This window comes from Odoribacter splanchnicus DSM 20712, from assembly GCF_000190535.1.
In the GTDB taxonomy this organism is placed as follows: Bacteria; Bacteroidota; Bacteroidia; order Bacteroidales; family Marinifilaceae; genus Odoribacter; species Odoribacter splanchnicus.
In genome coordinates, this window is the sequence record NC_015160.1 from 2208629 (window position 1) to 2227020 (window position 18392).

Consider the following 18392-nt stretch of genomic DNA (forward strand, 5'->3'; position numbering starts at 1 on the left):
AATGTTATTGTTTTTTCCACCCCATATCCATAACACGTCCGAAACCGTCGTAACTTTTCTCAGAGCTTTTATCCACTACGCCACTCGACGGATCTACACGCAATTGGTAAACAACCCCCTCACCTGCAATATCGGCAGTCGCAATATAAATAACCTCACAATCATTGACAGGCTTGTTACCACTTGCACCATAAAGGTATTTTTGCAAACGGACACAAGTAATTTCCGTCCCCGCAGGCGCTGTCCATACAGGAGTCGCTTTCGCAGGCACTGACTTATAATCAAGCAAATACAAGGTATTTCCACTTGCATAATAAAAAATCTCTCCTTTATAACCGGCAGTCACGGATACCACTTTTTTATCCAAACCTTCACAACCGCCAAGGTCGTATTTAGCTTTACCGATAGCATTCTGTGTGAATATCCCGCAAAAATCAGCAACGAGCAAATAATGATGTCCCGAAGCATCTTTCATCAGAATATGCTCATAATTATTACGTCCGAAATCGCTGGCAACAAGTTCTAATCCGACTTGATTACAATCGAATGCGGCCTCTTTACCCTGCACCGAAAAATCAGACAATGCCGAACCGTTATTTTTCAGGCAGCGGAATTTTTGTGTCGACTGATTGTAAACAACTCCCATATAACCCGCAGTCGCCATTTGGGCACACCAGGGTGCCAATTCTCCACTCTCATCCTTACAAGGTACTCCGAATTTAAGCGTGTTCCGATTCGACCCCATCGAAGAAGCATTCAAACCATACCCCTTATTGTCATTTACCATGAATTCACGCCGTCCGGAAGATACTGTAAAACAAGTGATATTCCGTTGGGCAGGCACTTCATAAAAAAGATTGTCAAAAGTATAAAGCGACGTAAAAGAAACAGGGTCAACACCCATTATTTCCTGATCAGAAACAAGATAAACGACTTCCGGTTTCGTTGACATGGAATAAACGACTCGTACCGGCTTGCCATTCATAGCCTCCCCATTCAAAGAAGAATATACATCCAAGGTTATCTTTTCCTGTGTAACATCAGGTGAAACCAAGTCGTTGGCAATCAAACCGACATCGGTTTTCCCATTCCGCTCGTACAACACCATCCACCCCTCGCTCAATCCAGCATGTACTTTCAGATTGAATTTCATAAAATCATCCGTTTCCGTCTGTCTGTTATGGACGGAAAAAATCAATGTCCAATTGATAGTCGGCAAACTGACCGCTACGTTCAACTCGATTTCAGTTGAAAGCGTATCGCAGGAAAGAATAGGAGTCGTCGTTTCTTGCTGTATGGCTACCCATTTGAATTCCAATTCCGGAAAGTCTTTTTCGGAACCGTTCACCAGTTTCCCATTGCAATATACTTTCAGAGGAATTGCAAGCGTTTCCTGCAGTGCAACCGAATAGTCGGTACGGATTCCCGCACCTGCCGTATCAATTATGATTTCATCCAAATCACGGTAATCATAATTACCCTTATCCTCATAGCAAGCACTCGCCATAAACACCCATACAAGCACCCACAATACATTATTCAATACTTTCATAAACATACAATTTAAAATGAAATAGGTCCGTATTCATCCGAGAGGGGGCGGTCAGGATTCGCCGGGTCATTATTATACACCTCCAATTCCTGACGACATCGATTTTGCCAATAAACCGCTTCCGAATAGGTCAGTTCCCCCGGAGCCGAAGGAATAACAGCACCATAACATACACGAGTAACAGGGACTCCGATAACTTGCGTCATAAAACGATATTTTACCGCACTATATGTTCCCCAAAATTTGTTTAATGGCTGATAAGTTTCCAAATCCTCTTCCCAGTAAAACGGTTTCTTTTCCATATCTTCCACAATCAAATACAATCGGGCATATTCCCTCGCACCACCGCGAAAGCCGTCTTTTTCACGCACCGCAAAAACCACTTTAAAAGAAGAATTTTTAAAATCATCTGTTGACTTCAGGTAAATCGGAAAAATACCCGACACTTCCCCCTGGGGTATCACATAAGGTTTCACGACATAATGCTCGCCGGCAATTACCTGGCCGAGGTCACCCTCCACAGCTTCCAATTCAAAGGTACGATCAAGCGCTGACGGCATCCCTGCCACCCGGACATGAAACATCACCGAATCATATTCAAGCGTCAAAGGACGGTAATAGTAATTGTACACCGTACTATCTGTCCGTGAAGTCAATTCTACCCCACCAAACCAAATATTCAAAAAATCCTCATTCAAAGCGAAGAGTTGTCTTTCGTTTTCTTTACAAGCCTCTAAACACAAAAGAGTTGCAAGACACATAAATATATATTTTTTCATACGTTCTATCTTTAAATTTTATTGATTGCTGACCCAACCCGGATTTTCCAGTTCTTCTTTAGGCATCGGTATCACATATCTTCCTTCTCCTGCCAAATCCACATCTGTTCCAGGTACTACAGAACGATTCAAGCGTTTATATTGGAAAAACAACTGACCGCCCCCTATGACTTCTTTACGGTACTCAGCCAAAAGCAAGGTTTCAAAAGCCGAAAGGTCTGCTTCCGACAAATCTGCCACACCACGGTGACGACACACCTCGTTCAACGGTTCCAACACATCACCGGAACTATGGTAACGGCATTCCGCCAAGATGTAATACATTTCAGGCAAACATATCAAAGGCAGTTTGTTACGATAACTCTGCGCCCAAGAAACAGATTCCAACTGGTCATATTTTTTCAGATAACGCAAGGTATTGCTCATACCCACACCCGTCTTAAACAGATAAAGATAACGATAGTCGTAAGAAGAACCATAATATTCCGATAATCTGCTTTCCTCCAAGGCGAAACTATTGTTTCCTCCATCCAGGTATTTATCGACAATATTACCCAAGGTCACAATGTTCAACGCAAACAAATGCTCGGTCGAAAAGGTCAGGTCAGCTACACTCTCATTTGTCAAGTTCTCCTGTTTTACCCACTCGAAACATCCGCTGCCAATCACTTCCTTTGCACACACTTCTGCATTCGCATAGTCCCCTTTATACAAATATACCCTTGCCATCAAACCTTTTACGGCGTAATAGTTCAAATGCACCTGACGATTCATCAGATAGCCGTTATCGTCAATTTCTGAAACAGTGCGTCCTGTCAATATCGGGTCATTCTCCAGACATTTCGCCGCATCCTGCAAATCCTTCAATACCTTACCCACAAAATCCCCGACCTTTTCCTGAGGGAAAATCGTCGGCGCATATTCCGTCACATAAGGAATCGCAATCCGTTCCATTCCCACTGCGCAACTCGCTCCGAAAATGCGCAATAAATCGAAATGCAAGTATGCCCGCAATGCCAATACTTCACCTTTAATGATAGAATAATTGTCACCGCTAAACAAATTCTCTTTTCCTTCCAACTCTTTCAGCAGCTTATTGGCATTTGCTATCGCATTATACAAGCCAGTCCATACCGAATCAATCCGTACCTCCGATGCCGCATTCTCAAAATCATACTTCTGGTCATCCTCATAATTATAGGGAACAGACGTCCACTCTTGTCCCAATACACCTAACCATCCGAAAGTCAATTCTTTCCCATACAACGCCTCTTTTGTCATCAACGAATAGACCCCTGACAACGCTTCCTTGAAGCCCATTTCCGATGCGAACAAATCTTTGTCTTTCACTTGCGACTTCGGGTCCACGTCCAGCCAATTGTTACATGACACCGTCACCAACAAGCATCCTATCAACAATATTTTTGTAAATTTTTTCATAATATCTTTCTATTTAGCATTAAAAAGTAGCCTGCAAACTAAACGAACAAGTTCGGGCAAAGGGATATTCCAATCCTCTCTCCGCCTTCACAGTTGAAACACGGAAGACATCCGTCATGTAAAAGGCAATCTTCAGTCGCTCTACATACCTTTTGACATTCAAGCGTTTAAAATCATAGGAAACATTCAACGATGACAACGACAACTCATTCGACTTCTCCACGAAACGCGAGGTCGGATAAGTTTGTGTAGGTGTACTTTCCACACGCTTGAAAAATGTCCTGTCACCCGGTTCTTTCCATGTCCCCGTAAAAACCCTTCTGTCCACATTCCACTGCACATCCACGTTTTCCACTCTATCCACCGACGTCTGATTGTAATACTCTCCGCCGGCTTTATATGCAAACGAACAATTCACTGCCAATCCCCGCCATTCCGCATTAAAACCGAAATTACCCTGGAATTTAGGATTTGCCTCTCCACATACCACTTGGTCATTCACGTTCCACACATAGGTCCGGTACCCGTTCCGGGCTATGAACATCTCTTCACCCGACGCAGGGTCAATGCCCAACGAACGTACCGCCCAAATGGCGCTCGTCGATTGTCCTTCTTCAAAACGGGTATAAGGTTTAGTCGACACCGGATTTCCCTCATCATCTATCTGTTCATCGTTCGATTTTGACAAAGCATCCGAAATTTTCTTGATTTCATTCTTATTCGATGATACAGATCCGAATAAAGTCACATAAGCATCATTCTTTGTATTCTCGTACACTCTCCAGTTTATGGTTGCATCGAATCCTCTGTTCTGTACCTCTCCCAGATTTTCCTTGAATGTATTGAAACCAGTAGAACCAGAAAGATCAAAATCCACCAATAAATTATCCGTATTACTGACATAATAATCGAAACGTACCGTCATTCCTTTCAGCAATTGTGCATCAAATCCCACATTCACATCCCTTGTCTGCTGCCATTTCAGTTTGTCGTTCGCCATGCCCATCAAATAAGCTCCCACGATATTGTCATATTCCGCATCCGTAAAATATTTATACGTCGCCATTGCCTGATACGGATTGAAATTCTGACTTCCTGTATAACCGACCGATGCCCTCAATTTAAACTGCCTTAACCATTCAGCTTCTTTCAAGAAAGCCTCATGGTGTAGGTTCCAACCAACACCTGCCGACCAAAAACCACCCCAACGGTTGTCTGATCCATAAATAGACGACCCGCTCAAACGATAAGACAAGTCTGCCAAATAACGGTTGTCGTACGAATAGTTTACGGCTCCGACAACACCCACTTCACGAGTAGTTTCCTCATCGCCCCCCGGACGGCCGTTCTCCGCATATTGTTTGGCAAATGCAACGTGATCCACCTTGTTATTCAAGAACCCCCAAGCTTCCATGCTGTGCCAGTCATACGAATTTTGTTGCATATTCCAGTTCAAATTGGCAAACAAGAGGTGCTTGTTCCACTGTTTCGAGTAATTCAGCGTCGCATCCACTTTCAATGTTTTCGTCACCCCATCCTTCATGTAATACGAACCACGCTGAAAATAACGGTCTCCCGTCCACTCTGCAAAGCGAGTATGGCTGCCTGGATAGAAATCTTCCCTACTATCCTGTTTTTGCGTATATCCAAAACGTCCTATAAACTTCAGATCCTTATACATTTGCCACTCTACATAAAAATTATCCGTCACCTCCGTATATTTCGCAAAATTTTTCGTACCTAACATCGCATTATACAATGGGTTGTAATACTTCGTCGCTTCCTGCCATTCGCGCTGGCTATACGATCCCAATACCTGCTTTACATTACCATTTTCATCCTCTGAAGTCCAATAAGGATTCAATTTCGTATATTCCGAAAAGCTCCCATAAGGCGAATCATCCGCCCGGTTAAATGTAGTCGACAAAACATTCCGGAACAACAGGCTTTTATACCGATACGACAAGGTTATCGCACCCGATACTGTTTCCCTGTCCGAACCTTTCATCACACCCGCCACTTTATTATATGACAAATCCACTCCATACCGCAAATAATCATCTCCGCCTTCCAAATAGAGCGAATGTTTGTGACCGAAACCCGTATGTAAAGGTTTTGCCAGCCAATAGGTATTCACACCACGTTCCACCTCTTTTTTCAACACGTTATATTCCTCCGCCAACCATTGGTCATCTACCGGAAAATGGCCGTTGTATCTTCCTGCCGTCCGTTCTACTTCCAGTTTTTCGGTTGCATCGCAAAGATCATAACTCGTCAAATCCGGAGCTGTCACCGTCAAGTCCCCCGTATAGCTCACCTTCAGTTTTCCTTTCTCCGGCTGTATGGTTTCGATGACCACGACCCCATTAGCTGCCCGCGAACCGTAGATTGCTTTTGCAGCCGCATCTTTCAACAACGTGACCGATGCCACCCGGTTCATATCCAAGTCGAATACTTTCTCTGCCGTTGCCTCAAAACCATCCAGAATAAACAAAGGTTAGTTGGGATTTGATCTATACTCACCTTTCACATTCGGCAGACTAGAAGCCCCGCGAATCTGAATATCAGGCATCCGGTTAGGGTCACTACCAAAATCCACGCTCTCTGTAACCATAAAGGAGGGATCCATATTTTTCAAACTCTGCAATATATTTTGATTACCCAATCGCTTCAAATCCTCCTGTTTGAAAGTCGTTGCAGCACCTGTAAAACTCTCAGCCTTGCGAATAAAAATACCTGTCACAACCACTTCCTCCATCTCTGTCACCTCTTCTGTCAATACAACTTCCATAGGCATTGGGTTGGTTTGTTTCAAAACTTTACGCTCTGCCTTATATCCAACAAACGAAAATTCCAATTCTCCCTCTGTCACCGGTAACGTTATCTCAAACTTACCATTCTCATCCGTTGCCGTCCCCAACGAAGTTCCCACCAGTCTGACCGTCACTCCTGGAAGTGGTTGCTTTTTTACATCTACCACCACACCTGTCACTTTAAATACCTTTTTTTCCTGTTGTTCCTGTACAACGGATTTTTCACAAGGTTTCAGCACGATCATTCTGTTCACGACCTCCCAGCTATAGCTATCATAAAACAACTCTTCCAATACCCTCTCTAAAGTTGAATTCTCTACTTTAACCGACACTTTCCGACCGGTATTCAATACCCGGTCATTAAAGAAAAAATAAAGATCCGTTTGTCTCTCTATTGCTTTCATCACCTTTGCCAGCTCTACATTATCATATTTCAGCGAGATTTTTTTCTGCTGCGAATACGTCTTGGCATTCACTTGAATAAAGAAAACCAATAGAAGAAAAAGAGTAATTTTCATTGCACGCAGTAATTTTTTAAATAAATAATACAACGCAGCAACCTCCGATTGCTTTTTTTTCATAAATTTGAACATTAAAATTAAACATGTCCGGATTGCTACCAACAATTCCGGAATAAACAATTCATTCAAACACCGGCATAGCTACGAACAAATTGCCGGTGTTTATTTTGCAGTAATAACTACCTGATTATTTTCATCCATTACGAAACGCACGTCCACCACCGTCTCTATCACTTTAAACAATTCTCCCAACGGCATACTTTTGTCGATTATCCCCGTAAAAGTCACAGCTCTCACGGTCTCGTCGGAAAACACCGTTTCCACCCCATACCAACGGTACACCTGTCTCATAATCTCCTCCAACGACATCCGGCTAAACACAAACAGTCCATCTTTCCAGGCAATATATTCCCGTACATCCACTTTCTTCACGTTCAAACTCTCTGCCGACGCAGCAGCCTGCTCTCCCGGAACCAATACAATCTGACGTGTTCCTCTCCCAACCCTCACCTTCCCCTCTACCAGCGTTGTCACGACATCGGTACGTTCCGGGTAAGCATTTACATTAAAGTGCGTTCCCAAAACATTCACTTCCACCCCCTGCGCCGTAACCTTAAACGGATGTTCCTTATCTTTAGCCACTTCAAAATACGCCTCACCCTCCAAATATACTTTACGTTCATTACCTGTAAATACTTCCGGATATTTCAAGCGGCTGTCCGAATTTAAATACACAACCGTTCCGTCTGATAAGCGCAACTGATATTCCGCCGCTACAGGAACTTCCAATATATTAAACCGCTCTGCCGCCCTATTTTTCTGTCCACTTACCTCATATACAAGGCCCTCGATACTATCCCGGCGGATAGTTACCGCATCGGTCGTCAGAGATTCTTCCAGCTGTTGCTCATCTACCGCAATTTTTTTTCCAAATGCCAAAGTCAGCATAACGGCATTCTGCGGACGTACATATCCTTCCATTTGCTGCTGTTGCTCATTCCCACGGCCATTCCAAAGGATATATCCCGCCACACCTAACCCCAAAGGTAACACTACGGCAACTGCATACTTTATCACATTCCACCATAATCTCCGCTCCTTATTCCTTACCGTACCTATCTCCCTTTGTACTTTATCAAACACTTCTTCTATATCCAACTCCGGTTCTTTCACAGCCATATACATTTGGTCGACAACTTCCCGCACCTGCAATTCATCTTTGTTCCCCTCTTCATAAAGAGCTGCCCATACTTTACGGAATAATTCCTCTTTGGTACTTGTATCCATGCTCCTGCATTTTGAAATTCTTTTATAAAGAACATGAACATCCCGAAAGGGTGAAAAAATTATAGTATTTTTTTTAAGGAAAGTAAAAATAAAATAGTAAGATACATATTATCAGGAGATTTCTGAACCGTATTTTTTAATTTCTTATAAGCAATCTTCACTTGTGACTTTACTGTATTCACCGACACCCCCAATTCCTTGGCCGTATCTGTATAGCTCATTCCCTCAATTACAGACATCACAAATATCTTTCTACATCCTTCCGGCAATGCATCAATTACTTTCTTTATAGTCAATAATTTAGCATCTACATCAATCTCATCGTACGTCACCCCCGCTAACCATTCCTGCTCACGCACAATCTCTTTTTCCTGCCTGATCCGGATATTTTGATGCCGGATATAATTCAACACATAATGCCGCACACAAGAATATAAATAACCCTCTATGGCAATATCAGGCTTCATCTCTTTCCGATGATTCCACAAATACACAAAACTTTCCTGAACAGCATCTTCTGCCACAGCTGTTCCCGATAAAGTCCTAATGCCACAAGCTGCATACTTCGCGCATATTTCCGGAACAAACGTTCAAAAGCCTTCACATCGCCGGCAATAAACTTATTTATGGTTATCTGATCTAACATGATTCAATTACAAAATTGAAAAAAATAAATACAAACACAATTCTACCCAACAATTTTTTTCGAAAAAAAATAAAAATATCACCAATACCATTATTTTTCAATCACACTTTTTATATACTTTTGTAAGGAAAAACAACAAATACAATTATGGCACAACTTCCTTCTATACCAAAGGGAACAAGAGATTATTCACCTGAAATCATGGTGAAGCGCAATTATATATTCGATACGATCAAGAGTGTTTTTAAACTATACGGTTATATGCCACTGGAAACGCCAGCCATGGAAAACCTGTCCACTTTAATGGGCAAGTACGGAGAGGAAGGGGATAAGCTATTATTCAAAATCTTAAATTCAGGAGATTTTATCGGGAACATCTCCGATCAGGAATTATTAGAAAAGAATAGTATAAAGCTCACCAACAAGATCTCAGAAAAAGGATTACGTTATGACCTGACTGTCCCTTTCGCACGATTTGTCGTACAACATCAAAGCGAATTAACCTTTCCTTTCAAACGTTATCAAATCCAGCCGGTTTGGCGGGCCGACCGGCCTCAGAAAGGACGTTACCGGGAATTTTATCAATGTGACGTAGATGTTGTCGGAAGTGATTCGCTTTTGCATGAAGTAGAGTTGATTCAAATGGTCGACGAAGTATACCGGCGTCTGAAAATCAAGGTGCGTTTATTAATCAATAACCGGAAAATACTGGCAGGAATTGCAGAAATCATAGGTTATCCGGACCAGCTGACAGATATTACAGTAGCCATCGATAAAATGGACAAAATCGGTCTGGACAAGGTTAATGCTGAATTACGGGAAAAAGGAATCACCGAAGAAGCAATCGTCAAATTGCAACCTATTTTGAACCTGGAAGGAAGTAATAGTGAGAAGCTGGAAAAACTCAAAACTATTTTACAGGATAGCCCTATCGGTTTAAAAGGTGTCGAAGAACTATCCATTGTATTCGATTATCTGAAGGATGTGGACATCCGGACCGAAATCAAACTGGACCTTACCCTGGCCCGTGGTTTGAGTTATTATACCGGTGCTATTTTTGAAGTAAAAGCCTTAGATGTCCAGATCGGTAGTATCACCGGAGGTGGACGTTATGATGACCTGACCGGTATTTTCGGATTAAAAAATATGTCGGGAGTCGGTATATCCTTCGGTGCCGACCGTATTTTCGATGTCATGAATCAACTGGATCTGTTTCCCAAAGATAATATGACAACCACTCAGATCCTTTTCGTCAATTTCGGTAAGCAGGAAGAAAGATATTGTTTACCTCTTCTCAAACAACTGCGGGAAGCCGGTATCAATGCGGAAATTTATCCGGAAGCCGCTAAAATGAAAAAACAGATGACTTATGCAGATAAAAAAGAGATACCTTTCGTAGCCCTGATCGGCGAAAATGAAATGCAAGAAGGTATTATCTCCCTGAAAAATATGCTATCGGGTGAACAGCATAATGTTACAATGGAAGAGTTAGTCGAAAGACTCAAGCGATAAGACGAATAAAACATTCATCAACCGGTATTTATGCAGATATATAAAAAGGAACATCGTCCCCTGAAAAGTCACGGATACGATTCCAGATGTCCATGATAAAATGAAAAAGAACAGTGAAAACGGGAAACAACTTTCACTACATGTGATGTGTGCATTTTTCAATTTTTAATTTTCAACATTCAATTATCATGGTACATTATATATCTCCAGCACCTCTTACCTTCGAGGTCATCGATAAAATTTTAAGTAAGAATTACAAACTGGCTCTTTCCGAAGATAGTAAAAAATTAATCAACGATTGTAAAGCCTACCTGGATCATAAAATCGAGAGTTCTGCCAAACCTTTATATGGCATAACGACAGGTTTCGGTTCATTATGCAAAATCAGTATTTCCAAAGAAGACCTCAGCCAATTACAGGCCAACCTGGTGATGTCACACGCTTGTAGTCTTGGAGAACCGATTCATCAGGATATCATTCGTCTGATGTTATTGCTGAAAGCACATGCTTTGTCGCTGGGGAAATCCGGTGTGCAGTTAGTGACCGTCGAACGGATCATCGATATGTTCAATCATAATGTATTGCCGGTAGTCCGTGAATTAGGTTCTTTGGGAGCCTCCGGCGACTTAGCTCCTTTGGCCAATCTATTTTTACCTTTAATTAACGAAGGAGAAGTGTGGTATAAAGGCAAGATTTGCGATGCAAAAGCAATCAATGCCAAATTGGGTTGGGCCCCGATCGAACTCGGAGCTAAAGAAGGATTGGCACTATTAAACGGTACTCAGTTTATGAGTTCTCATGCCGTATATGCTTTATTGAAAGCTTTCAAGATTGCCAAATATGCCGATATCATCGGAGCGCTTTCATTAGAAGCTTACGACGGTCGAATCGATCCTTTCTTACCTCAGATCCAGGCCGCACGTCCTCACCCGGGTCAGATCGAAACAGCACGCAATATCAGAACTTTACTGGAAGGGTCCGAATTCCAGCAAAAAGAAAAAACACATGTTCAGGATCCCTACTCTTTCCGTTGTATGCCACAAGTTCACGGAGCCAGTAAAGACAGTATCATGTATGTCGCTTCTGTTGTAGAACGGGAAATTAATTCCGTAACGGACAATCCCACCATTTTCATGGAAGACGATTTGATTATTTCCGGCGGCAACTTCCACGGTCAACCTCTGGCTTTGGTGATGGACTTCCTGAGTATTGCTTTGGCAGAGTTAGGCAGTATATCCGAGCGGCGTACTTACCGGCTGATTTCAGGTGACCGGGGAAATATTCCTGAATTCCTGGTAGCCAATCCGGGCCTGAACTCCGGTTTTATGATTCCTCAATACGCAGCAGCAGCTATTGTAAGCAAAAATAAACAATTGTGCACTCCCTGTTCTGTAGACTCTATTCCTTCTTCCAACGAACAGGAGGACCATGTCAGCATGGGAGGAAATGCAGCGACGAAAACGGTTAAGGTTGCCGAAAACGTAGAACGTATTTTAGCAATAGAACTGATGAATGCAGCTCAGGCAATCGATTTACAGCGGCCAACCAAAACCTCACCTTACCTGGAAGAGTTCCTGAAAGAATTCCGTAGCATCGTCCCCTTCAACGGGCAAGACAGAGTGATGTATAAAGACATCGATGCCGCCACAGAATTTTTAAAACAAGGTGATTTCGAATAAAGCCCAGCGATTTCTTCAGTAGAGTATCCCCCAAGTCAAAAAAGCTTTGGGGATATTCCCGAAGAAATTCTTTCATTCATTACGATGTTTGCGCAGATAACGTGTCAAACTTCTTTCACCAATCAAAAGAAGTATAAAAATCCCCAGCAACACAAGGATACGCATACAAACCCCGGAATACAACGAAAAAGTAAAATGACGCATATCGATCATCATCACACTCAACAAGATCGATAAAACATCCAGATACATCACTCCCCGGATCAGTTTCAATCTTTTACTTTTCAATATCTTATTTCTACTTTCCATATTGCCAATAAAGATAACAATCCTAAAATAAAAGACAAAACTTTTCTTTTCTTACCACAAATTATTTTTAATTTTATGGAATTCCATTCGTTTTTGCATCTCTAAGACGATAAATATTTCGTATGTATCATAAAAATAGAAACAGATGAGACTAAGTAAACTTTTAATCGGCATACTATTATTTATAGGTTCAGCCACTTACGCACAGCACTCCCCGCAGGACACCTTGACGGCCTACTACTATCGATATCCTCAACAAGCCATCAAAGACGCCGAGGCACTATACCGACAAGCCATCAAAAACAACGATACCCCTTTACTGATCAAATCATTGATTTTAAAAACTACTTTTACGTTAGCGATCGATCACGAGGACTATCCGGCAATATTAAGCGAAGTCGAAAAATACCTTTCCCAGGAGACGGATTCTGCCGGTATAGCTGTCATAAATTCCTATTGTGCCCAGCTTTATGCAGAGTACTACAATAACAACAGCTATCTGATCAACCAACGCACCCCTGTAACCGATTATATTCCGGAAGATATAGCAAGCTGGAGCAGTAATATTTTCGCCGAAAAAATCAAAAAATGTGTAGCAGCCTCTCTGCTTCCTGCCCGAAAATTACAAGAAACTCCTTTGAGCGCATACAAAGCCATACTGACTTCTTTGACTCCAGCGGATTCATTACGTCCTACACTTTACGACTTTCTTTGTTACCGGGCCATAAATATTCTTTTGCAAACCAATACTCCCGACTTTGCAGAAACATCTTCCGATTCTCCTTTACTATTCGCTCCGGCCGACGAATTTATCGCCATGCCTATTCCCGCAGAACTAAAAGGGCGGCCGGCTACCATTTTGCAGATATGGCAAGAATTACTCCGGTTCCGGAAAAAACAAGCCAATCTCCCGGCTTTCCTGGCTACCGATCTGGACCGTCTGGAATATGCCAAAAAACTTTCTTCCGAAGACAGAGATTCCCTTTATCTAAAAGCTTTGCAGGAACTGACCCAAAAATACATCGGCAGTCCTTTTGTCATCGAAGTGATGGCTAAAGAAGCCAACGAATATGTACAAGCCCTATCTTCCTTTACATTTGGGCAATCTGCCGATCCACAACAACTCATCAAAGAAAAAGAAAAGATCATCAACTTCTGCGAAAAAGGGATACATTTATATCCTAAATATACACGTATCAACTTACTACGTTCGATCGTCAGCGAAATGAAAGCTCCTAAACTATCGCTCCAACTCCCTGAAGTAATCTACCCGGAAGAAAAGGTTGCCTTAAAACTGACTTCACAGAACCTGGACAATGCCACCTTACAAATCTACCGAATCGATCTCACGACCGAGGCATACGAACAATTGAAAAATCAGGATAAGAACAATGTCCAACGTAAAGTTTACGAAAAACGTTTCACCTTAACTCCCAGTCTGATCGAACAAGATACCACCATCCATATCCCCCTTCCCGAAGCCGGACTCTATCAGATTTCATTAAATACAACGGAGACAAAACATAGTGTATCCCAAACTGTTATCGCCACCCGTTTATTTTCAAATTCTCAGAACAGCAAGAACCAGCAAATTTATTCCGTATACGATTCGAAGAGTGGCAAACCCATTCCCAAGGCCAAAATTCTTCTTTATAAACCCAACTATCCGGGTTACACCCTACTAGACACAGTGTTTACCAATTCCCGGGGACTGGCATTCTCTTCCCAAAATTTATCTAAACAAAATCTGGCTTATCAGGTAATCAATCCGGAGAACCCTAATGGTCCCATCAACCCGATATACCGGTGGTATACCTCTCCTACCTCTCAAAACCATACGACCTTAATCACCGACAGAAGGATTTACCGGCCAGGCCAAACGGTTTATTATAAAGGTATCGGCTGGAAAGCAACCCTAGATACCCTTTATGCGCTGGAAGGTCAAAAATACAAAATCAGCTTTAAGGATGCCAACGACAAGGAAATCGCCCAACAAGAAGTAACATCCAACCGATATGGTTCCTTCACAGGAAGTTTCGTCATTCCGGCCCGCATCCTTAACGGATATTTTACCCTCTATACCGAAAAAGGTCAGACTACCATCGAGGTTACGGATTACAAACGACCTGAATTCGAAATCACCTTTCACAAACCGACACGAACTTATTTTGTCGGTGATATCGTCCGGCTGGAAGGACAGGTCGGAAGCTTTTCCGGCGTAAAAATGGCTAATACCGAAATCAATTATACCATTTCAGTATCATCGCCGATATTCTATTTTCCACGTAGAGACATCACAATCCACGGTATTACCAGAAGTAACGCCGAGGGAAATTTCGAAATTACTTTTAAAGCCCAGGATATTCCGTCCTATCCCTCTTTCCGCAACTCCTATCTCTATGAAATAAAGGTAAAAGTGACGGATACCAAAGGTGAAACAGAGGAAGCGGGCACGAGTATTCCCATCTATTCCGGCAAAGCAACCCCAGCTTTACAAATCCCGGAACAAGTGAATAAACAACAACGTACTGCTTTTCATATCTCACTAGAGGAAATCGGTAACGACTCCAGTGCTTATCCGGTAAAGTACACCATACAAAAATTGGTATCCCCCAAACAATTACAAACCAATTTAGAAATCAAAGACACTATCGTAGAAAAAAACATCCTTGAAGGTCATCTAGCCGTCTTCCGAAAAGATTCTATTTTTCCGGATTTAACCCAACAAACATCAGGTATATATTTATTTACAGTGGAATGCAACCAAATCAAGACAAATCGAGTCTTTTTCCTCTATTCCCCTCTGGATCAGAAACCACCTTTCCCGACCTACGAGTGGATTGTCAGAGAAAAGACCACTTGCCGTCCGGGTGAAACAGCACGTATTCTTTTCGGTACTTCAGTCAAAGAAGCCTATGTCAGATATGATATTTATACTTCCGATAAATTAATCAAACGGTCTTACCCTGTTCTTTCAGACGAAGTGCTTTCGATCGATATCCCTTTTCTGAAAGAATACGGAAAACAAATCTGGTTGTATATCTCCTATGTAAAGGACAAAAAGTTTTTCTCGGAGATCATCCCTATCCAAAAGACAGAACCGGATCGTAAGTTAACCGTAGAGACCAAAGTTTTCAGAGACCACCTTACCCCGGGACAATCGGAAAGCTGGAAATTTCGGGTTGTCGATGCTGCAGGCAAACCTGTGACAGCAGAGCTATTGGCCATGATGTACGATGCCTCCCTCGATAAAATCGCACCTTATTATTTTAATTTTCAACCGACTCACTTAAATCCTGGCGAACCTTATTCATGGGGGGCTCCATTCCATTATAACCTCGAGAACCGGATTATTTTGTGGAGTAATATCTTTAAACGTCCTTCTTATCCTGTCACACCTCTTTCTTTCAGTGAATTACAGACTTATGTATCTTCACATTCCCATTATCGGTTTTCAACCAAAGCGTTGGGAAATACCTACATGACCGGTTCAGCCAAGTTGGTTGCCAGTGATTTTGCAGAAGCGGCATTAGACGAAGCCGGATCATCCGGAATGCCAACCCCCGAAATAAACTACCGGGAGAACTTCCAGGAGACCGCCTTTTTCTATCCCCAACTACAAACAGATCCGGAAGGATATGTCGATATCAGTTTTACTATACCTGACGCGACAACCCAATGGAAATTCACAGCTCTCGCCACGACACCCGCCTTACTGTTCGGGCAATTATCCGAAACGATCGTTACTTCCAAACCGCTGATGGTACGCCCGAATCTGCCCCGTTTCCTCAGAACCGGCGATCAGACGGAATTGCAAGTAACTGTCAGTAACCTGTCGGATACTCTTCAGCAAGGCAAAGTAAACTTTGAATTTTTCGATCCGGCAAATCAAAAAGTTTTCATGCAGCAAAATCAGACTTTCCGGACACACCCCCAGGGCAGTCAAACGCTAACTTTCCAGTTCACTGTACCGGCAGATATCGATTTGCTGGGATTCAGAGTATCCGCTCAAAGCGGGCACTTCAGTGATGGCGAGCAACATTTGCTCCCCGTATTGCCGACAGAAACTTTAATCACTCAGACCTTACCGATCTACACGAATCAGACCGGCAAGCATACCTTTACGCTAAAACAACCCAACACCACGATCACTCCTTATCGGCTAACTTTCGAATTAACCGAGAATCCGATCTGGTATGCTGTTTTGGCTATCCCCTCCATACAACAACCTCAGAACGAAAATATCACCGACTTATCAGGTGCCTATTATGTCAACAGCATAACCCAGCGTATTATACATGCCAATCCTCATATCGCCGGAGTTATCCGCAGCTGGCATCTATCCGCAGACGACCCGACTTTATTGTCCAAACTGGAACAGAACCAAGAGCTGAAATCCATTTTGCTGGAAGCTTCACCTTGGGTAATGCAAGCACAATCGGAAACAGAATGTATACAGAGTTTGGTTCAATTATTCGACCAAAACAGATTAGATTACCAACAAAAAAGTATACTCCAAAAGCTTGCAGCATTACAAAATCCGACAGGAGGCTGGAGTTGGTTCAAAGGAATGTATCCGAGTCGTTTTATGACTGCCAATGTTCTTGCGATTATGGCCAGGGCTAATCTTACCGGCCAACGGGCTTTCAATGAGCAAGAGAAAGAGATGCAAATAAAAGCACTTCGTTACCTGGATAATGAAATCCGAAAAGATTTTGAGACAACTCCCCAACGAATCGGATACGAACAAATCCTTTACCTCTATGTCAGGAGTCTATATCGGGATATCCCCTTGGGAGATGCTTTGAAAGCACACAAATATTTTATAGCATTAGCTCAAAAGCAATGGAGCGATTTCACTCTGTATGAAAAAGCTTTAACTGCCGTTACATTAAACCGGTACGGTTTTAAGCAAGAAGCACAAAACATACTGAAATCCCTGCGCCAATATGCAGTCACGAATAATGAACAAGGGATGTACTGGCCTAATAACCGGAGACAAATTTACAGAAATTCAGCCATTCAGACTCACGTTGCCTTGATGGAAGCTTTTTACGAGTTAGAAGGGAATACGCCCGAGACCGAATTGATGAAACAATGGTTACTCCGGCAAAAACAAACTCAAAATTGGGGCAACGTCCCTTCTACCGTCGATGCGATCTATGCCCTGCTGTTAACGGGAAAAGATCGACTGAATCAATCCGAAAAAGTAACTGTCGAATTGGGGAAACAGATGTTACCGATCCCCACTACCGCCAATCCATTAGGTTATTTGAAGCATACTTATACATCATCCGAAATTCAACCCGATATGCTGAGCGTCGAAATCAACAAAATGACCGACTCTCCCAGCTGGGGCGGCTTATATTTGCAATACTTCGAAAAATTCGATCAGGTAGAGCAGCAGAAAGGAGTACTCAGTGTCACTAAAAAGCTCTTTATTGAAAAAATAGGTCCGGACGGCAAAAAAGAACTCCTTCCTCTCGGCCGACAAAACCTGAAAACAGGAGATAAAGTGGTTACCCGCCTAACGCTTTCTTTAAAGCAAGACATGGATTTTCTTTACCTGAAAGATTTCAGAGCAGCCTGTTTCGAACCTATCAGGCAGTTATCGGGCAATCAATGGAAATTCGGTACCGTATACTATGAAGAATCTAAAGATGCCGTTACCAATTTCTTTTTCAATTCTCTGGCCAAAGGTACCTACGTATTGGAATACCCGGTATGGGTAAATCAGGCAGGCACCTATCAGGACGGGATCGCAACTTTCCAAAGCATGTACGCCCCGGAATATACGGCCTATAGTGAGGCAGGAAAAATAACCGTAACCAAGTAACAAAAAAAGCTGAGGTTT

General features: G+C 42.5%; 12 protein-coding genes. 3 read left to right on the forward strand and 9 right to left on the reverse strand.

What is annotated here, in order from left to right:
• Positions 1-4: 4 nt before the first annotated feature.
• From ODOSP_RS09270 to ODOSP_RS20220, 8 genes are all read right to left on the reverse strand, one after another.
• On the reverse strand, positions 5-1552 hold the full coding sequence (locus tag ODOSP_RS09270) for a PKD-like family lipoprotein (RefSeq protein WP_013612071.1): 1548 nt from the start codon (positions 1550-1552) through the stop codon (positions 5-7).
• A gap of 11 nt (positions 1553-1563) precedes the next feature.
• Entirely contained in the window at positions 1564-2331 is a 768-nt protein-coding gene (locus ODOSP_RS09275; protein WP_013612072.1) for a DUF4843 domain-containing protein, read from the reverse strand.
• 18 nt (positions 2332-2349) lie between these two features.
• Positions 2350-3771, reverse strand: coding sequence for a RagB/SusD family nutrient uptake outer membrane protein (locus ODOSP_RS09280; RefSeq protein ID WP_013612073.1), 1422 nt, complete (start codon positions 3769-3771; stop codon positions 2350-2352).
• A gap of 19 nt (positions 3772-3790) precedes the next feature.
• Entirely contained in the window at positions 3791-6265 is a 2475-nt protein-coding gene (locus tag ODOSP_RS09285) for a SusC/RagA family TonB-linked outer membrane protein (RefSeq protein WP_095074678.1), read from the reverse strand.
• 3 nt (positions 6266-6268) lie between these two features.
• Positions 6269-7165, reverse strand: a complete 897-nt coding sequence (locus ODOSP_RS19695) for an STN domain-containing protein (protein WP_157741840.1) — start codon at positions 7163-7165, stop codon at positions 6269-6271.
• 102 nt (positions 7166-7267) lie between these two features.
• Positions 7268-8392 (reverse strand): FecR family protein, encoded by a 1125-nt coding sequence (locus ODOSP_RS09290; RefSeq protein ID WP_013612074.1) that lies wholly within the window; start codon positions 8390-8392, stop codon positions 7268-7270.
• 59 nt (positions 8393-8451) lie between these two features.
• Complete coding sequence (locus ODOSP_RS09295) at positions 8452-8916, reverse strand: sigma-70 family RNA polymerase sigma factor (RefSeq protein WP_071823575.1); 465 nt, start codon at positions 8914-8916, stop codon at positions 8452-8454.
• Positions 8856-9038 carry a hypothetical protein gene (locus ODOSP_RS20220; protein ID WP_041556636.1) on the reverse strand — a complete coding sequence of 61 codons (183 nt, stop codon included), beginning with the start codon at positions 9036-9038 and terminating at the stop codon, positions 8856-8858. The genes ODOSP_RS09295 and ODOSP_RS20220 overlap by 61 nt, the downstream gene beginning before the upstream one ends.
• Positions 9039-9185: 147 nt before the next feature.
• On the opposite strand from ODOSP_RS20220, the gene hisS reads away from it, so the two are divergent.
• Together hisS and hutH are read left to right on the forward strand one after the other, a co-directional pair.
• On the forward strand, positions 9186-10550 hold the full coding sequence (gene hisS / locus ODOSP_RS09305; protein ID WP_013612075.1) for a histidine--tRNA ligase: 1365 nt from the start codon (positions 9186-9188) through the stop codon (positions 10548-10550).
• A gap of 188 nt (positions 10551-10738) precedes the next feature.
• A complete protein-coding gene (gene hutH / locus ODOSP_RS09310) occupies positions 10739-12229 on the forward strand; it encodes a histidine ammonia-lyase (RefSeq protein WP_013612076.1) in 1491 nt (496 codons plus the stop codon).
• Positions 12230-12301: 72 nt separating this feature from the next.
• Here the strand turns inward: hutH and ODOSP_RS09315 are convergent, their stop codons facing one another.
• Complete coding sequence (locus tag ODOSP_RS09315) at positions 12302-12538, reverse strand: hypothetical protein (RefSeq protein WP_013612077.1); 237 nt, start codon at positions 12536-12538, stop codon at positions 12302-12304.
• A 145-nt stretch (positions 12539-12683) separates the two neighbouring features.
• Between ODOSP_RS09315 and ODOSP_RS09320 the strand changes: the two genes are divergently transcribed.
• A complete protein-coding gene (locus ODOSP_RS09320) occupies positions 12684-18374 on the forward strand; it encodes an alpha-2-macroglobulin family protein (RefSeq protein WP_013612078.1) in 5691 nt (1896 codons plus the stop codon).
• Positions 18375-18392: the final 18 nt, after the last annotated feature.

Bases quoted from the DNA above. Each gene is read 5' to 3' on its own strand.
- ODOSP_RS09270 (WP_013612071.1), bottom strand. From the start codon at position 1,552: ATGAAAGTATTGAATAATGTATTGTGGGTGCTTGTATGGGTGTTTATG.
- ODOSP_RS09275 (WP_013612072.1), bottom strand. From the start codon at position 2,331: ATGAAAAAATATATATTTATGTGTCTTGCAACTCTTTTGTGTTTAGAG.
- ODOSP_RS09280 (WP_013612073.1), bottom strand. From the start codon at position 3,771: ATGAAAAAATTTACAAAAATATTGTTGATAGGATGCTTGTTGGTGACG.
- ODOSP_RS19695 (WP_157741840.1), bottom strand. From the start codon at position 7,165: ATGAAAAAAAAGCAATCGGAGGTTGCTGCGTTGTATTATTTATTTAAA.
- ODOSP_RS09290 (WP_013612074.1), bottom strand. From the start codon at position 8,392: ATGGATACAAGTACCAAAGAGGAATTATTCCGTAAAGTATGGGCAGCT.
- ODOSP_RS20220 (WP_041556636.1), bottom strand. From the start codon at position 9,038: ATGTTAGATCAGATAACCATAAATAAGTTTATTGCCGGCGATGTGAAG.
- hisS (WP_013612075.1), top strand. From the start codon at position 9,186: ATGGCACAACTTCCTTCTATACCAAAGGGAACAAGAGATTATTCACCT.
- hutH (WP_013612076.1), top strand. From the start codon at position 10,739: ATGGTACATTATATATCTCCAGCACCTCTTACCTTCGAGGTCATCGAT.
- ODOSP_RS09315 (WP_013612077.1), bottom strand. From the start codon at position 12,538: ATGGAAAGTAGAAATAAGATATTGAAAAGTAAAAGATTGAAACTGATC.
- ODOSP_RS09320 (WP_013612078.1), top strand. From the start codon at position 12,684: ATGAGACTAAGTAAACTTTTAATCGGCATACTATTATTTATAGGTTCA.